Raw genomic sequence first — 19621 nt, 5'->3', positions numbered from 1 at the left:
CAACTTAAGAGACAACAAACGAGTAGGTCTGCTAGTTAAAAAGCAGTACCTACTCGTCTATTATAAGTGGTTTTTCTAAAAATAAAATCCGCCTTAAGTCTCAGTTACTGGGCTGCCAAGTAAGGTGTAAACCATTCAGAAAGTGTGCCGGTATAAGGTAAAACGACCCGTTTCATTCCACGAGAAATAGCAGTATACAGGATTTTTTTATCTCGTTTATTGTCGGAATAACGATTAACATTTGGGTTATGAAGAATTACATTATCAAATTCTAGACCTTTTGCCATATCAATTGATAAAACTTGCAGTGACGGATGCTCTTCCAATGAAAGAGAAGCACTGAGTTCTTTTGTTAATTGTTCTTTTTCTGCAAAAGTTTTAGTAATAATGGCGGTGCTTTCTTTCGGATCAAAAGTTGCAATGGAAGTGACGATTGCTTTAAGATAGTCAGACGCAGAGTCACAAGGAATAAATGCCGGCTTCTCTCCATCATGACGGATGGGCACAATGGTTAATTGCTCTGGTTGAGTGCCTAATGTTTGGAAGAGTCGTGTAATTTCTTTACTTGAACGGTAACTGTTTAATAATTGATACGTTCCAACAGAACGGCTGGTTTCGTTAACCAATAAATCATGAGCTTCAGAAAATTCAATGGCTGTATTAAAAATGGCTTGATTTTCATCACCAGCTAAAGTAAAACTAGCTTTAGGGAAAAGTGTCAGCAGTAATAATAATTGGGCTTCTGTATAATCTTGGACTTCATCGACTAGGATAAAAGCCATTTGCTGGTTGGCGAGGTTTTCAATAAATGCATGTTTCACCAAAATAAGGGTCACAATTTCATCGGCTGTGAAAACAGCTGTCTCTTTTTGATACGATTTTCCAGTGAATAAAGAATAAAACGTTTCAAAAAAGGCCCATTGATCTAGCCAAGCATCATTTTTGATAGCGGCAGTGATGGAGCGATATTTTTTCTTCAAACGTTTTAAAGCAAAATCAGCCAGATGTTTTTCATTATCTTCGGTAATCACTGTGCCAAAATAACGAACTTGTTCAGCTTCTGTTAAATCTTGGAATTGATCCAACATTTTTTTAGAATGGGCTTGTTTTAATAAGTACCGTGTCCAAAGACTGGTTAATTTTTCTTTTGTGGCCGAAATTCGTTGGCGAATACTCAAGTCAGCTGGTGTTTCTTGATAAAGTTTAAAAATTGTTTCTGAAGTAAATAAGGTCTGCTTTTTAAAAGTTAAAGGACGGAAAAAATGTGGCTGCACAACCGCTTTTTCAGGATTGCTTAAAAGAAACGTTGCAAATTCTTTTGAACGAATAACGTGCTCTTGCTCCGTTGCCTCAGAGCGAGTAATGCGTTCGAAATAGTCCGTTTCTTCTTCCATTGGCCATGCTTCTTTGGTAGTGAAGCGCAAAAATTGTAAAAGAGTCAAATTCAAGGGATTTCGTTCGCCTAAATTCGGTAAAACTTGAGAAATATAATCAATAAATGTTGAATTTGGTGAAAGTAATAAAATATTATCCGCCGTAATTTCTGCTCGATGTTGATAAAGTAAATAAGCAATCCGTTGCATAATCGCAGACGTTTTCCCACTACCAGCAATCCCGTTGACTAGTAGGAGTGGCTGCGTTTCGTCACGAATTATTTGATTTTGTTCTTGTTGAATGGTTGTCGTAATGTCCTTCATATAAGGAGAAGCATCTTCTTCTAAAGAATGCAATAACACATCATCTTGAATCGCGATGGTTGTGTCAAAATAGTTGATTAATTGATCTTTTTCAATAATTAACTGTCTTTTCAAATCAAGTTGTACAGGAATGGTTTGTTGATGTGCCATGTAGGCTGTTTTCCCTAAAACATTGTCATAAAATAACGAAGCAATCGGTGAGCGCCAGTCGTGAATGCGCGTTTCTTCTTCTAAAGAAGTAAAATCGTTTACGCCAATATAAAAGTTTTCTGGCTCTTCAGGACTGTCTTCAAAAGTCACGCCAATTTTGCCAAAATAAGGAACTTGTAATAGGCGTTTCACTTTGTCTAAATTTTTAGCCGTTGCTTCATTTTTTAAGTTCCACTGATCAATTTCACGGTTCTTCATTTCCAACATGGCAAACGTTTCTAGATTATCGGCATAACTATCAAAATTCAGCTTAGAATCGCGACCAAATTCTTCTAGCATATGTTTGCCATCTTTCATTGTGTTCGCCAATTGCTCTTCGTAAACTTTTTTAGCCGCTTGCAGCTCATGATAAACCGTTGTTAAATGCTGTTGTTCATAAATTTTTTCATCGGTCATGGAGATTCCTCCTTTTAATAACATGACTGAATAGTATACGTTACTTTTAGCATAAATGCAAGCGCTGTTTATGAGGAAATGGCGAATCTTGTCGCCTAGTCATTCAGATTTTTCAAGAAATATGATAAAGTAGAGAGGAGATAAAGGAGGCAATCATAATGATTTTTGATACACATACACATTTGAATGCAGAACAATTTAATGATGATATTCCAGAAACGATTGCACATGCCCAAGAATTGGGTGTTACAGAGATGGCCGTGGTCGGTTTTGATGAACCAACGATTGAAAAATCTCTTTTACTTAGTCAGGAATATGCCAATATTTATAGTATCATTGGTTGGCATCCAACAGAAGCGGGTAGCTATACGCCAGAGGTTGAACGTCGATTACAAGAACAATTAACGTTGCCAAAAATTGTCGCATTAGGTGAAATCGGTCTTGATTATTACTGGATGGAGGATCCTAAAGAGGTGCAAGAAAAAGTCTTTCGCCGTCAAATTGCGATTGCTCGGGAAATGAATTTACCGTTTAGTGTGCATACGAGAGAGGCATTAGAAGATACCTATCGAATTTTAAAAGATGAAAAAATTTCAGATATTGGTGGAATCATGCATAGTTTCAGTGGCGATGCTGAGTGGATGAAGAAATTTTTAGATTTAGGTTTGCATATTTCTTTTAGTGGAGTCGTAACGTTTAAAAAGGCATTGGATGTTCAAGAAGCGGCGATGGCGGTACCACTAGAAAGAATGTTGGTGGAAACAGATGCACCCTATTTAGCCCCTGTTCCTTATCGTGGTAAACGGAATGAACCAGGCTATACACGATACGTAGTGGAAAAAATTGCTGAATTGCGTCAACTAACCTTTGAAGAAGTGGCAGAACAAACGAGAGTCAACGCTCATCGCTTGTTTCGGATAGATAAATGAAGGAAAAAATGAAAGTTGCAGAAATCATTGTCGTTGAAGGAAAAGACGACACACGCCGCATTCAAGAGGTAGTTGCAGCGGATACGATTGAAACGATTGGCTCTGCTATCAATGATGAAATTTTGACACAAATTGAACACGCACAAGAAACGAGAGGCGTGATTATTTTTACAGATCCAGACTATTCGGGCGAAAAAATTCGTAAAACAATAATGGAAGTTGTCCCTGATGCAAAGCATGCTTTTTTATCAAGAAAAGTTGCAGTTCCTAAAAAAAATGGTGGTAGCCTAGGGGTTGAACATGCTAGTGATGAAGCAATTATTGAAGCCTTAAAAAAAGTCGTAACACCTGTTCAAGCTGGTGAAGACTATCAAGAAATTCCTAGACAAACACTAGTTGAATATGGTTTAATAGCGGGAGCAAATGCAAAAAAATACCGTGAATTATTAGGAGATGACCTAAGAATTGGCTATACAAATAGCAAACAGTTAGTCAAACGGTTAAGCATGTTTCGGATTACAGAAGCAGAATTGAAAGAAAGCATGACACGTATTTTAAAAGAACTTGCAAACGAAGAATAACTACATGGAGGAACAAGCGTGACGGACTATAAAGAAATTGCCACACCATCCAGAACCAAAGAAATACTAAAAAAGCATGGATTTTCATTTAAAAAGAGTTTAGGTCAAAATTTTTTGACAGAGCCTAATATTTTAAGAAAAATTGTAGAAACAGCGGGAATCAATCAGCAGACAAATGTTGTCGAAGTCGGGCCTGGAATTGGTGCATTAACAGAGCAATTAGCGATGAACGCGGCACAAGTTGTGGCCTTTGAAATTGATGATCGCTTGATACCTGTCTTAGCGGATACCTTAAGTCGCTATGATAATGTAACAGTGGTGCATCAAGATGTTTTAAAAGCTGATTTGGTCGAGACAACCAACCAAGTTTTTCAAGAGAAGTATCCGATTAAAGTGGTGGCTAACCTACCTTACTATATTACTACGCCAATTATGATGCATTTTTTAGAATCTTCTTTAGATGTAGCCGAAATGGTTGTGATGATGCAAAAAGAGGTCGCTGATCGAATTGCTGCTAAACCAGGAACGAAAGCTTATGGCTCATTATCAATTGCTGTCCAATATTTTATGGAAGCAAGTGTCGCCTTTATTGTGCCAAAAACGGTTTTTGTGCCGCAGCCCAATGTTGACTCGGCGATTATTAAATTGACGCGCCGTGCTACACCAGCAGTGACAGTGACCAATGAAAAAGAATTTTTCAAATTAACCAAAGCCAGTTTCCAATTAAGACGTAAAACATTGTGGAATAACTTAACTCATTTTTATGGGAAAGATGAACAAACGGTAGCTTGGCTAAAAGTGAGCCTAGCTGAAGCAGAAATTGATCCTTCTAGACGTGGTGAAACATTGTCTTTAGAAGAATTCGCTCGTTTAAGTAATGCTTTAGAAAAGAATAAACCAGTATAAAAAAGAACTTTCTGTTATTTATGAGAAATAACAGAAAGTTCTTTTATGTGTCTTGACACATTGCGGCTGTTCAGCTACACTTGAGAAAAACAAAAAGGTGTCATGACACCTTTAGGAGGCAGTTTTAATGAAAACAAACTCAGTAAAACGTTTAACAATTTCAGCACTTTTAATTGCAATGGGGATTATCATTCCAATGGTTATGCCAAGAATTACCATTGGTCCAGCTAGTTTTACGTTAGCAAGTCACGTCCCAGTTTTTATTGCCATGTTTATTTCTCCAGTGGTGGCAATTGCGGTTAGTCTAGGAACAGGTTTTGGTTTTTTCTTATCCGCAACACCGATTATTGCTTTGCGGGCCTTATCTCATTTGATTTTTGCAGTCATTGGCGCAGTGATTTTACAAAAGCATCCAGAAATTTTAATCAATAAAGAGGGGAAATTCACTTTATTAAATGGGAAATTACAGTTGTTTAACGTGGGAATTGGAGTGATTCATTCCGCTGCCGAGCTAGTGGTTGTTTCTGTATTTTACACAATGGGCAACTTGCCAGGAACCTATTATACAGCCGGCTTCATGTATTCTATTTTTCTTTTGATGGGCGTTGGTGGATTAATTCATAGTTTGGTGGATTTCAGTATTGCCTACTTTTTAGCAAGTACCTTAAGTAAACATGTAGATATTCCAACTTTTACAGAAGCGAAACAACCCAAAGTGATAAAGAAGAAGGTTAAATTAGCATAAAGAGAAACACTCGAGGCATCCGTCATTGCGACGGATGCCTCGAGATTTTTTTATTTAATGACTTCTTCTGTTTGAGGGTCGAAGAAATGTCCTTTGTTAATATCAAAAGCTAAGTCAATCATTTCACCAGGATGGTGGAAGTCACGAGCATCTACTTTTGAGATAAACTCTGTATCACCAATTTTTGTATAAAGCATGGATTCAGCCCCTAATAATTCAGAAACAACGACTTCAGATTTAATCACCGCATCTTTCATTGCCGTTAAAGCCACTTGTTCGCTATGAATATCTTCTGGACGAATACCGAAAATTAATTCTTTGCCTTCATAACCATGTTCAACAAGCTCTTTGTTTCTTCCTTCAGGAATTGCTAGTTTTAAGCCATGTTGGTTAGAAATAACCCCATTGTTTAAGGTAACTTTGAAGAAATTCATGGCAGGTGAGCCGATGAACCCAGCTACGAACATATTTTTTGGTGTATTGTAAACTTCTTTTGGTGAACCAATTTGTTGAATAAAGCCATCTTTCATAATTACGATTCGATCAGCCATGGTCATCGCTTCGGTTTGGTCATGTGTCACATAAATTGTCGTAGTTTCTAAACGTTGGTGTAGTTTAGCGATTTCAGCACGCATGGCTACACGTAATTTTGCATCCAAGTTTGATAAAGGTTCATCCATTAAAAAGACTTTGGCATCACGGACAATTGCCCGGCCAAGTGCAACACGTTGGCGTTGTCCACCAGAAAGCGCCGCAGGTTTACGCTGTAAGTACTCTGTTAAGCCCAGAATATCCGCAGCATTTTCCACCCGTTTTTTAATTTCAGCTTTATCATATTTTCTTAGTTTTAAACCAAAAGCCATGTTATCAAAAACAGTCATATGCGGGTAAAGCGCATAGTTTTGGAAAACCATGGCAATATCACGATCTTTCGGTGCAACGTCATTCATGACTTTGTCCCCAATTGATAATTCACCTTCAGTAATATCTTCTAAGCCAGCAATCATTCGCAATGTTGTTGATTTACCGCAACCAGAAGGTCCGACAAAGACGATAAATTCACGGTCTGTAATTTCTAAGTTAAAATCTGTAACAGAATAATGTTCTGCATTGTCATATTTTTTATACACATTTCTAAGCGCCATTTCCACCATTTGATACGTCACTCTTTTCTTTTTGATTTGTTACTCATAGTTTAAATGAAAACGCTATCTTTCAGCAAGGGAGAGTTGCACAAGAAAAAGAAGACTTTTTCGTCAAGGTGACAAAGGACAAACACTCTCAGCGGATTTATCGCTAAACTTTTGTTATAATATAACAAAGACAGGAGTTGGATAACATGAAAATCGCTTTAATCGCTCATGATCGTAAAAAAACATTAATGATCAAACTAGCAACCGCTTATAAACATATTTTAGAAAAACATGAATTGTATGCAACGGGAACGACAGGCATGAAAGTGATGGAAGCAACTGGCTTACCCGTGCATTGCTTTAAATCGGGGCCATTAGGTGGGGATCAACAGATTGGCGCAATGATATCGGAAGACAACATTGATTTAGTTATTTTTTTAAGAGATCCTCTTTCCGCGCAACCGCATGAACCAGACGTGACGGCTTTGATTCGTCTAAGTGATGTCTATGAAATTCCTTTAGCGACAAATATTGGCAGTGCTGAAATTCTTTTGAGAGGTGTCGAGGCGGGGTTTGCGGACTTCCGTGAGGTTATCCATGAAGGGGATCGTCGACCGTTAGCTTTTTAGAGAACCTTAATGGTTATTTTGACTATTTTGTGGTATATTTTATGAGGACTTTTGTCCAAATAAAATAACAGAGTAGGAGACAAAGCGTTAAGTGCTAAAAGGATGGGATGTTGCCTTTTGGACGAAGAACATAAACAGTGTGTTGCTAGAAAGCAAAGGTTCTTACTTTGCTTATCATCAGAACAACACGTTCAGCTTTTTAATGTTCGCGGTTTTGTTTTCGCATTCGCTGCATGGTTCGTCATGTAGCAGCTCTTAGAGGAGATGCTAAAAATGACAAAGAAAAAATTTGGCACAAAATCCATTGCGTTAATGGGCGTACTCATTGCGGTGGTCGTTGTCTTTTCACGCTTTTTTGCGTATGAAACAACGTTTTTAAAAATCAGTTTCACGTTTATTCCAGAATCATTGATTGGGATGATTTTCGGACCTTTTTGGGCTGGAATCGGCACGGCGGTGGCTGATGTGGTAGGAATGCTGCTTTTTCCAAAGGCAGGCTATTTTCCTGGGTTTACTTTAAATGCCTTTTTGGCTGGTGCTATTTATGGTTATTTCTATTATAAGAAAGAAATGACATGGCAACGAGTGATTTTGGCGACATTGTTGGTCACCGTTTTAATTAATATTATTTTAACGCCTTTGTGGTTAAGTTTAATGTATGGCGTCAATCTAGCAAATTTTGCTTGGTGGGTGCCACGCTTAATTAAAACAGTTATTTTCTTTCCTATTCAAGTAATTGCCACTTATTATTTAGGCAATAAAATTCCCTTTAAACGTTTATTTGGAAAGCCATTATCTGAATTAGATCAATAAATTTAAAATTAAAAGAGTCACTTTTCATCATCCCAGAAAAGTGACTCTTTTTTATTGTGCTTTTTGATTAAACTGTGCTTCGTAAAGGTCACGATAATAACCCTGTTCTTTTTGCAATAATTCGTCATGGGTGCCAATTTCAACCACTTGACCATTGTCCATAACTAGAATTTTTTCAGCACTTTTGATTGTTGCTAAGCGATGGGCAACAACAAAACTGGTCCGGCCAGTCATCATTTGTAAAAAAGCATCCTGAATTTTTTGCTCAGTCAACGTATCAACTGAACTGGTCGCTTCATCTAAAATAAGCATCGGCGGATTACTAATCATCGTGCGTGCAATAGTCATTAATTGTCGTTGTCCTTCAGAAATTTTAACGCCTTGGGAACCAATCTCGGTATCTAGTCCTTGAGGTAAACGCATGACGAAATCAAAAATATGGGCTTTTTTCATGGCTTCTATAATTTCTTCGTCAGAGGCTTCGGGATTTCCGTACGTTAAATTTTCCCGAATGGAGCTATCGAATAGCCAAGTATCTTGGAGAACCATGCCAAAACTTTTTCGCAAGCTATCCCGAGTAATTTGAGTAATGTCGTGAGTATCAACCGTAATTTGACCATGGTCGACCTCGTAAAAGCGCATTAACAAATTCACTAATGTTGATTTACCCGCACCAGTTCGCCCAACAATGGCAATTGTTTCTCCTGGTTCAGCAATTAAATTAAAGTTTTCGATTAAAGGTCGCGTCGGCGTGTAAGAAAAATCAACGTCTTTAAATTCAACACGGCCTCGCGCTTCTTTCAAAACAATTGCGTTCGGGGCATCAGGACGTTCAACTGGTTGATCCATCATATCAAAGGTACGTTCCAATCCAGCTAAGGCTGCTTGGATTTGGTTGGTGATTCCTGAGAGTTCAATAAAAGGTTTAGAAAATTGACTAGAGTAAATGGTGAAACTGGAAATAACACCAACTGTGACTAAAGGATTGCCACTTAAAACTAACAAGCCACCGACTAATCCAATCGATAAGTAAGATAAATGGTCGATAAATCGAGAAAGTGGGTTGGTTAAGGAAGAAGAAAACTGAGCCTTCTGTCCTTTTTCGTACAACGTTTGATTCAATGCTTCAAATGTTTCTTGTGTAGCTTGTTCTTGTTGAAAGGCTTTAACAATTTTTTGGTTGCCAACCATTTCTGAAACGAAGCCGGAAATTTCACCAACAATCGTTTGTTGTGCAGCAAAGTTTTTTTGTGAAGCTTTTGCAACAAGCCAGTTTACAATAAAAATAATCGGCGTACTGATAAGAACCACTAATGTGAGCAGGGGACTTAGCCGAATCATAAAGAGCAAAGCAACAACGACGGTGGCCATGCCAGAAAATAATTGGTTGAAGACAGCCGAGCAAGCCATTGAAATATTGTCAATATCGTTGGTAAAGCGACTGACGATATTTCCGTGTGATGTTTGGTCATAATAACTTAACGGTAATTGATTTAAATGGGCAAAGGCATCTTTTCTCAGCTGTGTGGTCGATAAATAAGACACGCGATTACCGAGACGTTGAATCAGCCATTGACTTAGAACGGTTACGAGTAAAATCCCTGCTAATAAACCTAAAATTTTGATGAGTTGCGCAGCATTGACTTGTCCTTTACCAACCATTGTATCAACGGATTTACCTATATAATAAGTCATGAGGACAGTCGAAAAACCACTGAGAATTCCTAGGATTAAGGCACCGATAATTTCTTTTGGATAGCGTAGTAAATACGGCTTAAAACGTGAGAAGGCACCAAAATGAATTTTTTTAGTTTGCATGGGTATCCTCCTCCTGTGATGCAACGATTTCTTGATACTCTTTAGAAGAAGTAAGTAATTCTTCGTGGGTGCCAAGGCCAGCGACTTTTCCACTATCTAGGACTAAAATTTGATTCGCCGTAGCAATCGAACTCACGCGTTGTGAAATTAAAATAACGGTTGTCTCTGCTCGTTCTTTTTGTAAAGCACGGCGCAGATTCAAATCTGTTTGATAGTCGAGGGCACTCAAGGAATCATCTAAAATAAGTAAATGTGGTTTCCTAATCAAGGCACGGGCAATGGTCAACCGTTGTCTTTGTCCACCAGAAAAGTTTTTTCCGCCTTCGTTAACAGGCGTGTCTAACCCTTGGTCTAATTGTTCAACAAATTCTTTACATTGGGCGATAGCTAATGCTTCCCAACAGTCTTCATCAGTTGCATTTGGTTTGCCCCATTGTAAGTTTTCTCGAATAGTCCCTGTAAATAAGACGGCAGTTTGTGGGACACTTGCCACTTGTTGGCGTAAAGTAAAGAGCGGCCAATCGCGCACATTTACACCATTAATAAAAAGGTTTCCTGCACTCACATCATAAAATCTAGGAATGAGTTGGGTTAAGGTACTTTTTCCGCTGCCAGTAGGTCCTGTGATGCCGAGAATTGAGCCTTTAGGAATCGTAAAATTGATATTTTCCAAAGCCAAACCGGCCTCTGGTTCATAGCGAAAATCTACATGGTCAAAGGTAATATCACCAAATTGTGGCGATGTTTTTGCTGATTCTGGTGTATCTGTTAACTGGCTTTCTACAGTTAAAACCTCATTGACACGGTTTGCGGAAGCTGCGGCTCGTGTAAAAATTACCACGAGATTAGAAGCAACAATTAAAGCGAGCATCATTTGATTCATATAATTGATCAAGGCTAAAACTTCCCCTTGTTGCAGAGAACCAAAAGAAACTTTTAAGCCACTAAAATAAAGTAAAAATAAAATTCCAACATTCATAATCAAAGTGGTTAAAGGTGTTAATAAAGCAGAGACGTTCGATACGCGAATGTAAATATCGCCTAAATCATCTGAAGCTTTATCAACATGTCGTTGCTCTGTTTCCTTTCTAGCAAACGCACGGATCACACGGACACCGCTTAAGTTTTGACTGATTTGACGGTTTAACCGATCCAAATATTCTTGGACTTTTTGATATAAAGGCACAGTCACTTTAATGATAATAAAGAGAATAAGGCTAAAAATTGGTAAAAGTAATAGGAAAAGAAAGCCCATCTGTACGTCAATGTAAAAAGCCATGACCACAGAACCGATACTTAAAAAAGGTGTCCGAATGACCAACCGAATAAACATCGCTAAAGCCAATTGAAGCTGGTTGATATCGTTTGTGATCCGAGTGATGAGGGTATCTGTACCAAAACTATTCAATTCTTTGTGTGAAAGCTGATTAATTTTTTTCATTAATTGATTTCTTAGCTCTGTCCCAAAACCTTGCGAAGCGACTGAAGCATAATATTGACAAATCATGACAAAAAATAAACCAACTAACGACATAACAAGCATCCAGAGGGCCATTTCTATGACAGTCTGTCGGTCGTTTTGACGAATACCGACATCGACTAAGTGAGCCATGAATAAGGGCAAGACTAACTCGAAACAAGCTTCTAAAAATTTGAAGACTGGACCGAGGATAATTTGTTTTCGATAATTTTTTGCGTATTTCAATAAACCAAACATAAGATTCCTCCCTTTGCTGCTCTCATTGTAGCCTAATCTTTCAATGAAAGAAAGTTGTTCGCTACATTTTCTTAACTTCTGGTAAAATAGAAGAAAAGAGTAAAGAAGTGGAGAGTGGTAGAAACATGGAAAAAATGAGTCAGATTATTTTGTTATTTTTTATTTATTCCTTTATCGGTTGGTTATGGGAAACGGTGTATTGTTCATTAAAAGCTAAAAAATTTGTTTATCGAGGATTTTTGGTAGGGCCCTATTGTCCTATTTATGGATTTGGGGTCTTAAGCGTTCTCTATTTTGTGGAACCCTTTGAGAACAATCTCTTGGTATTGTATGTCGGATCGGCTGTTTTAGTGACGATTTTAGAATATGTCACTAGTTATGGCTTGGAAAAACTGTTCCATGCCTCTTGGTGGGATTATCATGATGTACCTTTTAATTTAAACGGTCGCGTGGCTTTACCGGTTTCTCTTTTTTGGGGATTGGGGTGTGTCTTGATTGTCAAAGTTATTCAACCAGAAATCGCCAAAGTTGTCAGCTTTTTACAAGTAACCTTTGGCAACTACTTAGCCCTTTGCATAGTGATTGTAATGGGGCTTGACTTAATTTATACGTTGCTGAACATGCAAGGTTTCAAAAAACTTATTACCGAGATGGGACAAACGTTGGAAACGAACCAACAAGAATTTAAGCAACGGTTGAACACAAAAATGGAAATTGCTACAGCTGATTGGCAGAAGTTAAAAGAGCGAACCAAAAAAGAGCATTTCCAAAATCGATTAAATTTCCAACAACGTCGTTTTATTAACAATTACCCAAAACTAACTTTAAAAAACATTAAAAATTCCAAAGAAGTTCGGCATCTCTTAGAAGATTTGAAGAAAAAGGGCCAATAATTAACAAAAAATATTACAAAATATTTCAATCAATGGTCTAATGAGATGAAAAAAAGAAAAATCGTCAAAAGCTAGTTTTTAAGGCGTCTTAAGAAATTCTTAAAGAATTGAGATAGAAATGGACTAATGAATAAACGCAGGATAAAAAAAGAGTTGCATTTAAATTGTAATAAATTGTAACATGATTGAAATAAAACAAGCCCTCCTGACTAGTATAATGAGTAGGTGTTTTAGATAAGTTAGGAAAGGTGTTGGATTTAGTGAAGGTTAAAAAGTTGATACCATTTTTAACAACAATGATGCTTATCAATTTTGGACTTCCAGTCGCTGCGGCAGCAGAATCACTTGATTCGTTGCAAGAAAAAGAAGCGCAAGCGAAACAATCTGGGGAGTTAATTAGTAAAGAAATCAATTCAGCCTTAGACGATGTAAATGCTAAATATGCGGAAATCGAACGTTTAAAAACGCAAATTTCAAAAGCGGAAGATACGTTGAAAACTTCGAAAGAGGAAATAGAAAAAACAGAAAAAAATATTTCTCGTCGTAAAGAAGCTGTTGGCGATCGTATGAAGGATATTCAATTAAATGGCGACCAACGTACTTGGCAAGCCTTATTAGATGCAGAAAATTTATCAGATTTCTTTAATCGGGCCTACGCCATGACCGTTTTACAAAACTTTGAACGGGAAAAGATTGAAAGCTTAACTAGCGAAAAAGAAAAATTAGCTGCATTACAAGAAAAAGTTGAAAATACGCAAACAACTTTAAAACAAAATGAAGAGAAATTACAAGTTGAAGCTTCTTCAATGAATAATAAAGTCTCTGAGTTAAAAGAAAAAATGGCGAATAATGAAGAATTATTGGCTCAAATTTCGACAGACAAACAGAAAGAGCAACAACGCTTAGTCAGCGAAAAAGCAGCAGCTGAGGCACAGAAAAAACGTGCGGCAGAAACTGCCAAAGCAGAAGCAGCGAAGAAACAAGCAGCTGCCGACAAACAAGCGCAAGCAGATGCGGCGGCTAAACTAGAAGCCGAAGCTGCTGAAGAGTCAAGCAGTCAAGCATCAAGCTCTTCTACAAGTACGGAAAGCAGTAGCACTGAATCTTCAAGTTCAGCTAGTTCATCCGAATCGTCATCAACGACAGAATCATCGACAGGCGAATCATCAACACCAGGAACTGGCTCTGGTCGTGTGCTTCAGATGGAATCAACCGCTTATTCTTGGCGCGAAGCTGGTGCAAGTAATCTAAGTGCTACTGGTATTGACTTAAGTAAACAAAGCAATGTAGTTGCAGTCGATCCAAGTGTAATTCCTCTAGGTTCATTAGTGAAAGTCTCTGGTTATGGCTTTGCTATTGCTGGAGATACAGGTGGCGCTATTCAAGGAAATATTATTGATGTTCATTTTGATTCAGTAGACCAATGCCGTCTTTGGGGACGACGTCAGGTTACAGTAGAAATTCAATAATAAATTTGTTATACTAAAGACAAGATAAAAGGAATTGGCTAAGTCAGTAATGATAGTAGCCAGTTCTTTTTTAGTTAAATGTAAAGGAGAATTACAATGATTCGCTCGGCAACAAAAGAAGACGGTCAAGCGATTGCTCGGCTGGTCTTAGTTATTTTAAAAGATATGGAGTTACCAATTTTAGAAGAAGTCTCAGAAGAACAAATGATTGACCTGTTAGCAGAGGCAACGGCGTGTCCAACCTATCGCTATGGCTATCAACGAATTTTAGTTTATGAACATGCAGGTGAAGTTGCAGGGATTGCTGTCGGCTATCCTGCGGAAGATGAAAAGATTATTGATGAACCTTTAAGAGAAGTCTTTAAAAAACATGGCTTAGCAGAAGATGTTCGGCTATTTATTGAAGAAGAAACCTTGCCTAATGAATGGTATTTAGACACGATCTCTGTGGATGAACGTTTCCGTGGAATGGGCATTGGTTCTAAGTTATTAGATGCTTTACCTGAAGTAGCTAAAGCTAGTGGGAAGCAAGCTTTGGGTCTAAATGTTGACTTTGACAATCCTGGGGCGAGAAAGTTATACGCAAGCAAAGGCTTTAAAGATGTCACAACAATGACTATTAGTGGTCACTTATACAATCATATGCAAAAAGAAGTGTAAAAATAACGAAGCTAAAGTCAATCACTTTAGCTTCGTTATTTTTCATTAATCCGTTAAAGGATCAAAATCTAATCCAAAATCATCGGAAGTTTTTTGTTTTTTCTTATTATATAACCAGTAGTCAAGGACAGCTGCTATGCAGATGCACAACGGTGCGTCCTCATCATTGGCAACAGTTAAAACAAAATAGTCGCCTGTACAAAGCATGGTTTTATCCATTGACATAATTTTTTTATGGACTTGATAAATTGAATATTGATGCGCTTTGATATCACCAACAACTGCCCAGTGAAGGCCTTGAACATAATAGAAATCAGCATTCAAATTGAACAGTTTTCGTAGAGTACCCACTTTTTCAAAACGCTGATATAACTCAAATCGTGTACCAAAAGTCCAAGAAACTTGTTTAATACTGGCTAAAATTTCTCCGTTCATTGCATATAAAGAAAGCGCATCTCCTCGTGTACCCCAGCGCCCCACCAATAGAAAAAGTGAACGGCCTGCTTGGTCTTTCACGATGGTTCGCGTAACTTTTCCTAACTGTTGTTCTTGAATAAAAAATTCAGACACGACACGATCTCCTTTCTATATATAAATGAGTGCTGTAACTGGTAGTGCTTATTACAAATCTTCTCTTATTGCACGCAGGATGGCTTCGCCAACACCATTTTCTAAATTAGTGGCTGTTTCATATTTAGCATATTCTTTTAATTCCAGTTCGGCATTGCCCATTGCAAAACTTACCCCAGCCCATTGAATCATGCTGACGTCATTTAAATTATCACCAATAGTCATGACTTGTTCAGCGGGAATCCCACGTTCTTTAGCGACGCGCGCAACCGCAATCCCTTTTTGTGCTAGGCGGTGGTTAATTTCAATATTATTAAGCGCAGAAGAGGTGACAACCAAATCATCTAGTTCTTCTACTTCCATCCCAGCAGGACCTAATACTTTCGGCCCATCCATACTGAAGCCAATAATTTTAAGGACTTCAATCGAATCATCTTTTAAAATGTCGTCTAAACGATCAACATAGGTAATATGCAATAAAGATAGGTGTGCTGAAGCCATGGCGATCGCCACTTTATAAGTTAAATGGGGCATGGATTCTGCAATATGAGCGGCAAAGTTTTCAATTCTTTTTTCTTGATGTTCAGAAAAAATACCTTTATTTGTAGAGATTTCATAGTAAACATTGTGTTGACTCAAAATAGTTAGTACTTCGGTTACTGTTTCTTTTTCGATCCCAGCCGTGAAAAGTGAGTGTCCATCTTTGTCGAACACTTGGGCGCCGTTTAAAGTAATCATGGCGCAGTCAATTCCAGCTTCTTCTAACGCGGGTTTCGCTTCGGTATATGCGCGGCCAGTAGCAACCATAAATTCGATTCCTAAACGTTCCGCTTCGCGAATTGCTGAAGCGTTATCATTTGTGATGCTCATTTTTGCATCTAAAAGTGTTCCATCCATATCTGAAGCAATTAATTTAATCATCGATTCTCTACACCTCATTATCTATTTAAAGCTTACCTATAGTTTACCACGTTTTTCCAAGAGAAAGTACCCAGAAATTTCTTGTCAGGTTTGGAGAAATTCGTTATGCTTAGAGAGCGAAGGAGTGAGCATTATGAAAGAAATTATTCACAATAGTTGGCAAACCGTTTTATCTGCTGAGTTTGAAAAACCATATTATCAAGAATTGCGGGAATTTTTGAAAAAAGAATATCAGACACAAACGATTTATCCAGATATGTATCATTTATTTTCAGCGTTAGAACTAACCCCTTTTGAAGAAGTAAAAGTAGTAATTTTGGGACAAGACCCATATCATGGACCCAATCAAGCACACGGACTAAGTTTCTCTGTCCAGCCAGGTGTGAAAGTGCCGCCATCTCTTGCGAATATTTACAAAGAATTACAAGCTGATTTAGGGTACCAACCCGTCAACCATGGCTTTTTAGAAAGCTGGGCCAAACAAGGCGTGTTATTATTAAATACTGTGTTGACCGTTCGGGCAGGTCAAGCCTATTCCCATCGAGGTAAAGGGTGGGAGCAACTGACAGATGTCATTATCGAAAAGTTGAATGAGCGTGAAAAACCCGTTGTTTTCATTTTATGGGGACGTCCAGCTCAAGAAAAAATTAAAATGATTGATACGACTCGGCATGTGATTATCAAATCGCCACATCCAAGTCCATTGTCAGCGCATCGTGGTTTTTTTGGCTCACGTCCGTTTTCTCAAGCGAATGCCGCTCTAGAACGTTTAGGGGAAACGCCGATTGATTGGCAACTTCCTGAAACAGTGTAGTGTAACAGTGTATGCTGTTATAGTGTAGAAGAGTTAGTTTGTGAAAAGTTTATCGGATTATTGGTTTTTTTGACTAATACAGCTAGAAAAAACTGTTATTTTCTTTGAGAATAGTGTATGATGGATTTTGTAAATATAAAACTGGAGGGTTTATCGTGGAATTATTCGATAGCTTAAAATTTAAAGTCGTACGCCGTAATATCAAAATTGTTTTCCCTGAAGCAACAGATCCTAGAATCTTAGGTGCTGCTGCCCGCTTAAAATCTGATGAATTAGTAGAACCAATCTTAATTGGTGATCCAACAGATATCGCAAATGCTGCTATGGCTCGTGGAATCAACACATCAAACTTTATTATTATCAACCCCAATGATTATGAAAAATGGGATGAAATGGTCGAAGCATTTGTTGAACGCCGTAATGGAAAAGCTACTAAAGAAGATGCTGAAAAAATCTTAAAAGATGTCAACTATTTCGGTACTATGTTAACTTACATGGGTATTGCTGATGGTATGGTTAGTGGTGCTATCCACTCAACAGGTGATACAGTTCGTCCTGCGTTACAAATTATTAAAACAAAACCAGGTGTGAGCCGTACAAGTGGTGCCTTCTTAATGATTCGTGGTCGTGACCAAGAAAGATATTTATTCTCAGACTGCGCGATTAACGTGAACCCAACTGCACAAGAATTAGCTGAAATTGCTGTTGATAGTGCCAAAACAGCTGAATTATTTGACATTGAACCAAAAGTTTCATTGTTAAGTTTTTCAACAAAAGGTTCTGCAAAAGCACCAGAAGTAACAAAAGTTGCTGAAGCTACAAAAATTGCGCAAGAATTAGCACCTGAATATGCGATTGATGGTGAATTACAATTTGATGCTTCTTATGTATCTTCTGTCGCACAATTAAAAGCGCCTAACTCAAAAGTTGCTGGAGAAGCAACAGTCTTTGTATTCCCAGATTTACAATCAGGAAATATTGGCTACAAAATTGCTCAACGTTTAGGTAACTTTGAAGCAATTGGCCCTATCTTACAAGGATTGAACAAACCAGTTTCTGACTTATCACGTGGTGCAAACGAAGAAGATGTTTATAAATTATCAATCATTACAGCTGCTCAAACATTAATGAACGACTAATTAACTATGTCGAAGCATGATAAATAAGCAAAGTAGAAGTTGAGGTTCCCAGGACACTTGGGCCTCAACTTTATTTTTTTGAAGCTGCCACTAGTCAACTTATTGAATTTTCGGTATACTTTCATACATAGATTCTTGCAGATGGGAGGCAAAAAAATGAACATTGTCCTGAACAATCCATTGGAAACAGAAGCAATTGCTAAAATCATTGGACAGAAGGCACAAGCTGGTGATGTAATTGTCCTGACTGGTGATTTAGGGGCCGGTAAGACGACAATGACGAAAGGGATTGCTTTAGGATTAGGCATTTTCCAAATGATTAAAAGTCCCACCTATACGATTATCCGAGAATATCCACAAGGACGACTTCCGTTATACCATATGGATGTCTATCGTGTTGAAGAGGGTGCGGATGAATTAGGGTTAGATGAGTATTTTGAAGGAGATGGGCTATCCGTTGTAGAATGGGGCAGCTTGATTGAAGAAGAATTGCCAGAAGATTATTTAGAAATTATTTTAAATAAAGATTCTCAAGAAGCTGACAAGAGAGTTCTTGAATTCCGTGGAACTGGTCCATTGGCAGAAGAAAGAATAGCAGAGATTTTACAAGCGTGGGAGGCTCGCGAATATGACTGAACAAACATTTTCTATTCGAGAAGCAGTGCCTACTGATGCGGATCAATTACTATCTGTGATGTCAAAAATTGGGAGTGAAACGCCCTATTTGGTAATGGATGAGCGAGGAATGGCTATGTCGACAGCAGAATTGGCTGAAAATCTAGCAACACTCTATGAATCGCCAAATAATGTTTTATTGGTGGCATTAGCGGGAGAAGCGATCATTGGGACCGCATCTGTGTCTGCTTCTTCTAAAAAGCGGATGGAGCATATTGGTGAAATTGGCATTAGTATTTTAAAACAGTACTGGGGCTATGGACTGGGCAGTATCCTGATGGAAGAACTTATTCGCTGGGCGCATGAAAGTCATGTTATTCGTCGCTTGGAATTAACGGTACAGGATCGTAATCAACGAGCGATTCATGTCTATAAAAAATTAGGTTTTGAAACAGAGGCAATTATGCCTCGGGGCGCCAAAACAGACCAAGGTGAATTTTTAGATGTTCATTTAATGCGTTTGCTGATTGATTAATTATTGGTTAATAATTTTAATTTCTTAAATAATCGAACGATAATTGCATGAAAAAACAAAATTTTCGCAATTATCGTTTGTTTCATATTTATTTTTCTGATATTTTTGTTATAATTATAGAAGAATTTAACGAAAAAATGAAAATTTATTTTGGGAAGGAATGTAAGAAATGGCGAAGGCAACGAAAATGAATGTTAACTATCGAGAGTCGATCTTGGATCGTGCGTATCGTTTAGAGCTAATAAAAAAAGATGAGTATGCAAAACATCAAGAAAAATTATCATTATTAAATGAAAAATTGTCTGACGGGGAACCAGCTCAATTTGATGCAAAAGAAGAAACGTTTTGGAAAAAAATTTCGCAAAAAGTTATTTTATAAAAGTAATACATACGAATAAGAGCGTACACATAGAAAGAAGCGTAAGCAGTGT

20 protein-coding genes and 1 riboswitch are annotated in these 19621 nt (G+C 37.8%); of the genes, 14 read left to right on the top strand and 6 right to left on the bottom strand.

The genetic code is table 11. The features are described from left to right. Positions 1–104: 104 nt before the first annotated feature. On the bottom strand, positions 105–2327 hold the full coding sequence (locus tag AB3I72_RS09025; RefSeq protein ID WP_347495739.1) for a UvrD-helicase domain-containing protein: 2223 nt from the start codon (positions 2325–2327) through the stop codon (positions 105–107). Between the two features lie 134 nt (positions 2328–2461). Here AB3I72_RS09025 and AB3I72_RS09020 point away from each other — a divergent pair, with 134 nt between their 5' ends. From AB3I72_RS09020 to AB3I72_RS09005, 4 genes are all read left to right on the top strand, one after another. Then, entirely contained in the window at positions 2462–3232 is a 771-nt protein-coding gene (locus AB3I72_RS09020) for a TatD family hydrolase (protein ID WP_002358846.1), read from the top strand. Continuing rightward, entirely contained in the window at positions 3229–3813 is a 585-nt protein-coding gene (rnmV, locus tag AB3I72_RS09015; protein ID WP_002368172.1) for a ribonuclease M5, read from the top strand. Before AB3I72_RS09020 ends, rnmV begins: the two co-directional genes overlap by 4 nt. Positions 3814–3831: 18 nt before the next feature. Then, positions 3832–4719 carry a 16S rRNA (adenine(1518)-N(6)/adenine(1519)-N(6))-dimethyltransferase RsmA gene (gene rsmA, locus AB3I72_RS09010; RefSeq protein WP_108119875.1) on the top strand — a complete coding sequence of 296 codons (888 nt, stop codon included), beginning with the start codon at positions 3832–3834 and terminating at the stop codon, positions 4717–4719. Between the two features lie 127 nt (positions 4720–4846). Continuing rightward, positions 4847–5464: a hypothetical protein gene (locus AB3I72_RS09005; protein WP_002355821.1), complete on the top strand. Its 618-nt coding sequence runs from the start codon at positions 4847–4849 to the stop codon at positions 5462–5464. A gap of 50 nt (positions 5465–5514) precedes the next feature. On the opposite strand, the gene AB3I72_RS09000 is transcribed toward AB3I72_RS09005, so the two are convergent. Beyond that, complete coding sequence (locus AB3I72_RS09000) at positions 5515–6618, bottom strand: ABC transporter ATP-binding protein (RefSeq protein WP_002355822.1); 1104 nt, start codon at positions 6616–6618, stop codon at positions 5515–5517. Positions 6619–6803: 185 nt separating this feature from the next. Here AB3I72_RS09000 and mgsA point away from each other — a divergent pair, with 185 nt between their 5' ends. Both mgsA and AB3I72_RS08990 read left to right on the top strand, forming a co-directional pair. Then, complete coding sequence (mgsA, locus tag AB3I72_RS08995) at positions 6804–7226, top strand: methylglyoxal synthase (protein ID WP_002355823.1); 423 nt, start codon at positions 6804–6806, stop codon at positions 7224–7226. Between the two features lie 66 nt (positions 7227–7292). Next, positions 7293–7460, top strand: a riboswitch (THF riboswitch). 30 nt (positions 7461–7490) lie between these two features. Continuing rightward, complete coding sequence (locus tag AB3I72_RS08990) at positions 7491–8039, top strand: folate family ECF transporter S component (protein WP_002385065.1); 549 nt, start codon at positions 7491–7493, stop codon at positions 8037–8039. 51 nt (positions 8040–8090) lie between these two features. Here AB3I72_RS08990 and AB3I72_RS08985 read toward each other — a convergent pair whose 3' ends face one another. Further along, on the bottom strand, positions 8091–9857 hold the full coding sequence (locus AB3I72_RS08985) for an ABC transporter ATP-binding protein (RefSeq protein WP_368023844.1): 1767 nt from the start codon (positions 9855–9857) through the stop codon (positions 8091–8093). Beyond that, positions 9847–11574: an ABC transporter ATP-binding protein gene (locus AB3I72_RS08980; protein WP_002364705.1), complete on the bottom strand. Its 1728-nt coding sequence runs from the start codon at positions 11572–11574 to the stop codon at positions 9847–9849. The genes AB3I72_RS08985 and AB3I72_RS08980 overlap by 11 nt, the downstream gene beginning before the upstream one ends. Positions 11575–11699: 125 nt before the next feature. On the opposite strand from AB3I72_RS08980, the gene AB3I72_RS08975 reads away from it, so the two are divergent. The 3 genes from AB3I72_RS08975 to AB3I72_RS08965 all read left to right on the top strand — a co-directional run bounded on the left by AB3I72_RS08975 (position 11700) and on the right by AB3I72_RS08965 (position 14596). Beyond that, the gene (locus tag AB3I72_RS08975) at positions 11700–12467 is read left to right on the top strand and encodes a hypothetical protein (protein WP_202573389.1); all 768 of its coding nucleotides are present in this window, start codon (positions 11700–11702) and stop codon (positions 12465–12467) included. Positions 12468–12766: 299 nt separating this feature from the next. Next, a complete protein-coding gene (locus AB3I72_RS08970; protein WP_048738203.1) occupies positions 12767–13936 on the top strand; it encodes a 3D domain-containing protein in 1170 nt (389 codons plus the stop codon). A gap of 96 nt (positions 13937–14032) precedes the next feature. Then, a complete protein-coding gene (locus AB3I72_RS08965) occupies positions 14033–14596 on the top strand; it encodes an N-acetyltransferase family protein (RefSeq protein ID WP_368023843.1) in 564 nt (187 codons plus the stop codon). A gap of 45 nt (positions 14597–14641) precedes the next feature. On the opposite strand, the gene AB3I72_RS08960 is transcribed toward AB3I72_RS08965, so the two are convergent. Further along, complete coding sequence (locus AB3I72_RS08960; protein ID WP_002355833.1) at positions 14642–15166, bottom strand: LURP-one-related/scramblase family protein; 525 nt, start codon at positions 15164–15166, stop codon at positions 14642–14644. Positions 15167–15217: 51 nt separating this feature from the next. Further along, entirely contained in the window at positions 15218–16087 is an 870-nt protein-coding gene (locus tag AB3I72_RS08955) for a Cof-type HAD-IIB family hydrolase (protein ID WP_002383369.1), read from the bottom strand. Between the two features lie 133 nt (positions 16088–16220). Between AB3I72_RS08955 and AB3I72_RS08950 the strand changes: the two genes are divergently transcribed. The 5 genes from AB3I72_RS08950 to AB3I72_RS08930 all read left to right on the top strand — a co-directional run bounded on the left by AB3I72_RS08950 (position 16221) and on the right by AB3I72_RS08930 (position 19569). After that, complete coding sequence (locus AB3I72_RS08950) at positions 16221–16901, top strand: uracil-DNA glycosylase (RefSeq protein ID WP_002363309.1); 681 nt, start codon at positions 16221–16223, stop codon at positions 16899–16901. Between the two features lie 155 nt (positions 16902–17056). Next, the gene (pta, locus tag AB3I72_RS08945) at positions 17057–18040 is read left to right on the top strand and encodes a phosphate acetyltransferase (RefSeq protein WP_002355836.1); all 984 of its coding nucleotides are present in this window, start codon (positions 17057–17059) and stop codon (positions 18038–18040) included. Positions 18041–18181: 141 nt separating this feature from the next. Further along, entirely contained in the window at positions 18182–18676 is a 495-nt protein-coding gene (gene tsaE / locus AB3I72_RS08940; RefSeq protein WP_368023842.1) for a tRNA (adenosine(37)-N6)-threonylcarbamoyltransferase complex ATPase subunit type 1 TsaE, read from the top strand. Further along, the gene (locus tag AB3I72_RS08935; RefSeq protein ID WP_002355839.1) at positions 18669–19190 is read left to right on the top strand and encodes a GNAT family N-acetyltransferase; all 522 of its coding nucleotides are present in this window, start codon (positions 18669–18671) and stop codon (positions 19188–19190) included. The genes tsaE and AB3I72_RS08935 overlap by 8 nt, the downstream gene beginning before the upstream one ends. Before the next feature lie 169 nt (positions 19191–19359). Then, positions 19360–19569, top strand: a complete 210-nt coding sequence (locus AB3I72_RS08930; protein WP_002355840.1) for a hypothetical protein — start codon at positions 19360–19362, stop codon at positions 19567–19569. Positions 19570–19621: the final 52 nt, after the last annotated feature.

This window comes from Enterococcus sp. GC34 (assembly GCF_040886645.1).
Taxonomy (GTDB): domain Bacteria; phylum Bacillota; class Bacilli; order Lactobacillales; family Enterococcaceae; genus Enterococcus; species Enterococcus faecalis.
Note: the sequence above shows the minus strand (reverse complement) of the source record. Positions and strands in the feature narration are given on the sequence as shown.

Bases quoted from the DNA above. Each gene is read 5' to 3' on its own strand.
- AB3I72_RS09025 (WP_347495739.1), bottom strand. From the start codon at position 2,327: ATGTTATTAAAAGGAGGAATCTCCATGACCGATGAAAAAATTTATGAA.
- AB3I72_RS09020 (WP_002358846.1), top strand. From the start codon at position 2,462: ATGATTTTTGATACACATACACATTTGAATGCAGAACAATTTAATGAT.
- rnmV (WP_002368172.1), top strand. From the start codon at position 3,229: ATGAAGGAAAAAATGAAAGTTGCAGAAATCATTGTCGTTGAAGGAAAA.
- AB3I72_RS09005 (WP_002355821.1), top strand. From the start codon at position 4,847: ATGAAAACAAACTCAGTAAAACGTTTAACAATTTCAGCACTTTTAATT.
- AB3I72_RS09000 (WP_002355822.1), bottom strand. From the start codon at position 6,618: ATGGTGGAAATGGCGCTTAGAAATGTGTATAAAAAATATGACAATGCA.
- mgsA (WP_002355823.1), top strand. From the start codon at position 6,804: ATGAAAATCGCTTTAATCGCTCATGATCGTAAAAAAACATTAATGATC.
- AB3I72_RS08990 (WP_002385065.1), top strand. From the start codon at position 7,491: ATGCTAAAAATGACAAAGAAAAAATTTGGCACAAAATCCATTGCGTTA.
- AB3I72_RS08985 (WP_368023844.1), bottom strand. From the start codon at position 9,857: ATGCAAACTAAAAAAATTCATTTTGGTGCCTTCTCACGTTTTAAGCCG.
- AB3I72_RS08980 (WP_002364705.1), bottom strand. From the start codon at position 11,574: ATGTTTGGTTTATTGAAATACGCAAAAAATTATCGAAAACAAATTATC.
- AB3I72_RS08975 (WP_202573389.1), top strand. From the start codon at position 11,700: ATGGAAAAAATGAGTCAGATTATTTTGTTATTTTTTATTTATTCCTTT.
- AB3I72_RS08970 (WP_048738203.1), top strand. From the start codon at position 12,767: ATGCTTATCAATTTTGGACTTCCAGTCGCTGCGGCAGCAGAATCACTT.
- AB3I72_RS08965 (WP_368023843.1), top strand. From the start codon at position 14,033: ATGATTCGCTCGGCAACAAAAGAAGACGGTCAAGCGATTGCTCGGCTG.
- AB3I72_RS08955 (WP_002383369.1), bottom strand. From the start codon at position 16,087: ATGATTAAATTAATTGCTTCAGATATGGATGGAACACTTTTAGATGCA.
- AB3I72_RS08950 (WP_002363309.1), top strand. From the start codon at position 16,221: ATGAAAGAAATTATTCACAATAGTTGGCAAACCGTTTTATCTGCTGAG.
- tsaE (WP_368023842.1), top strand. From the start codon at position 18,182: ATGGGAGGCAAAAAAATGAACATTGTCCTGAACAATCCATTGGAAACA.
- AB3I72_RS08935 (WP_002355839.1), top strand. From the start codon at position 18,669: ATGACTGAACAAACATTTTCTATTCGAGAAGCAGTGCCTACTGATGCG.
- AB3I72_RS08930 (WP_002355840.1), top strand. From the start codon at position 19,360: ATGGCGAAGGCAACGAAAATGAATGTTAACTATCGAGAGTCGATCTTG.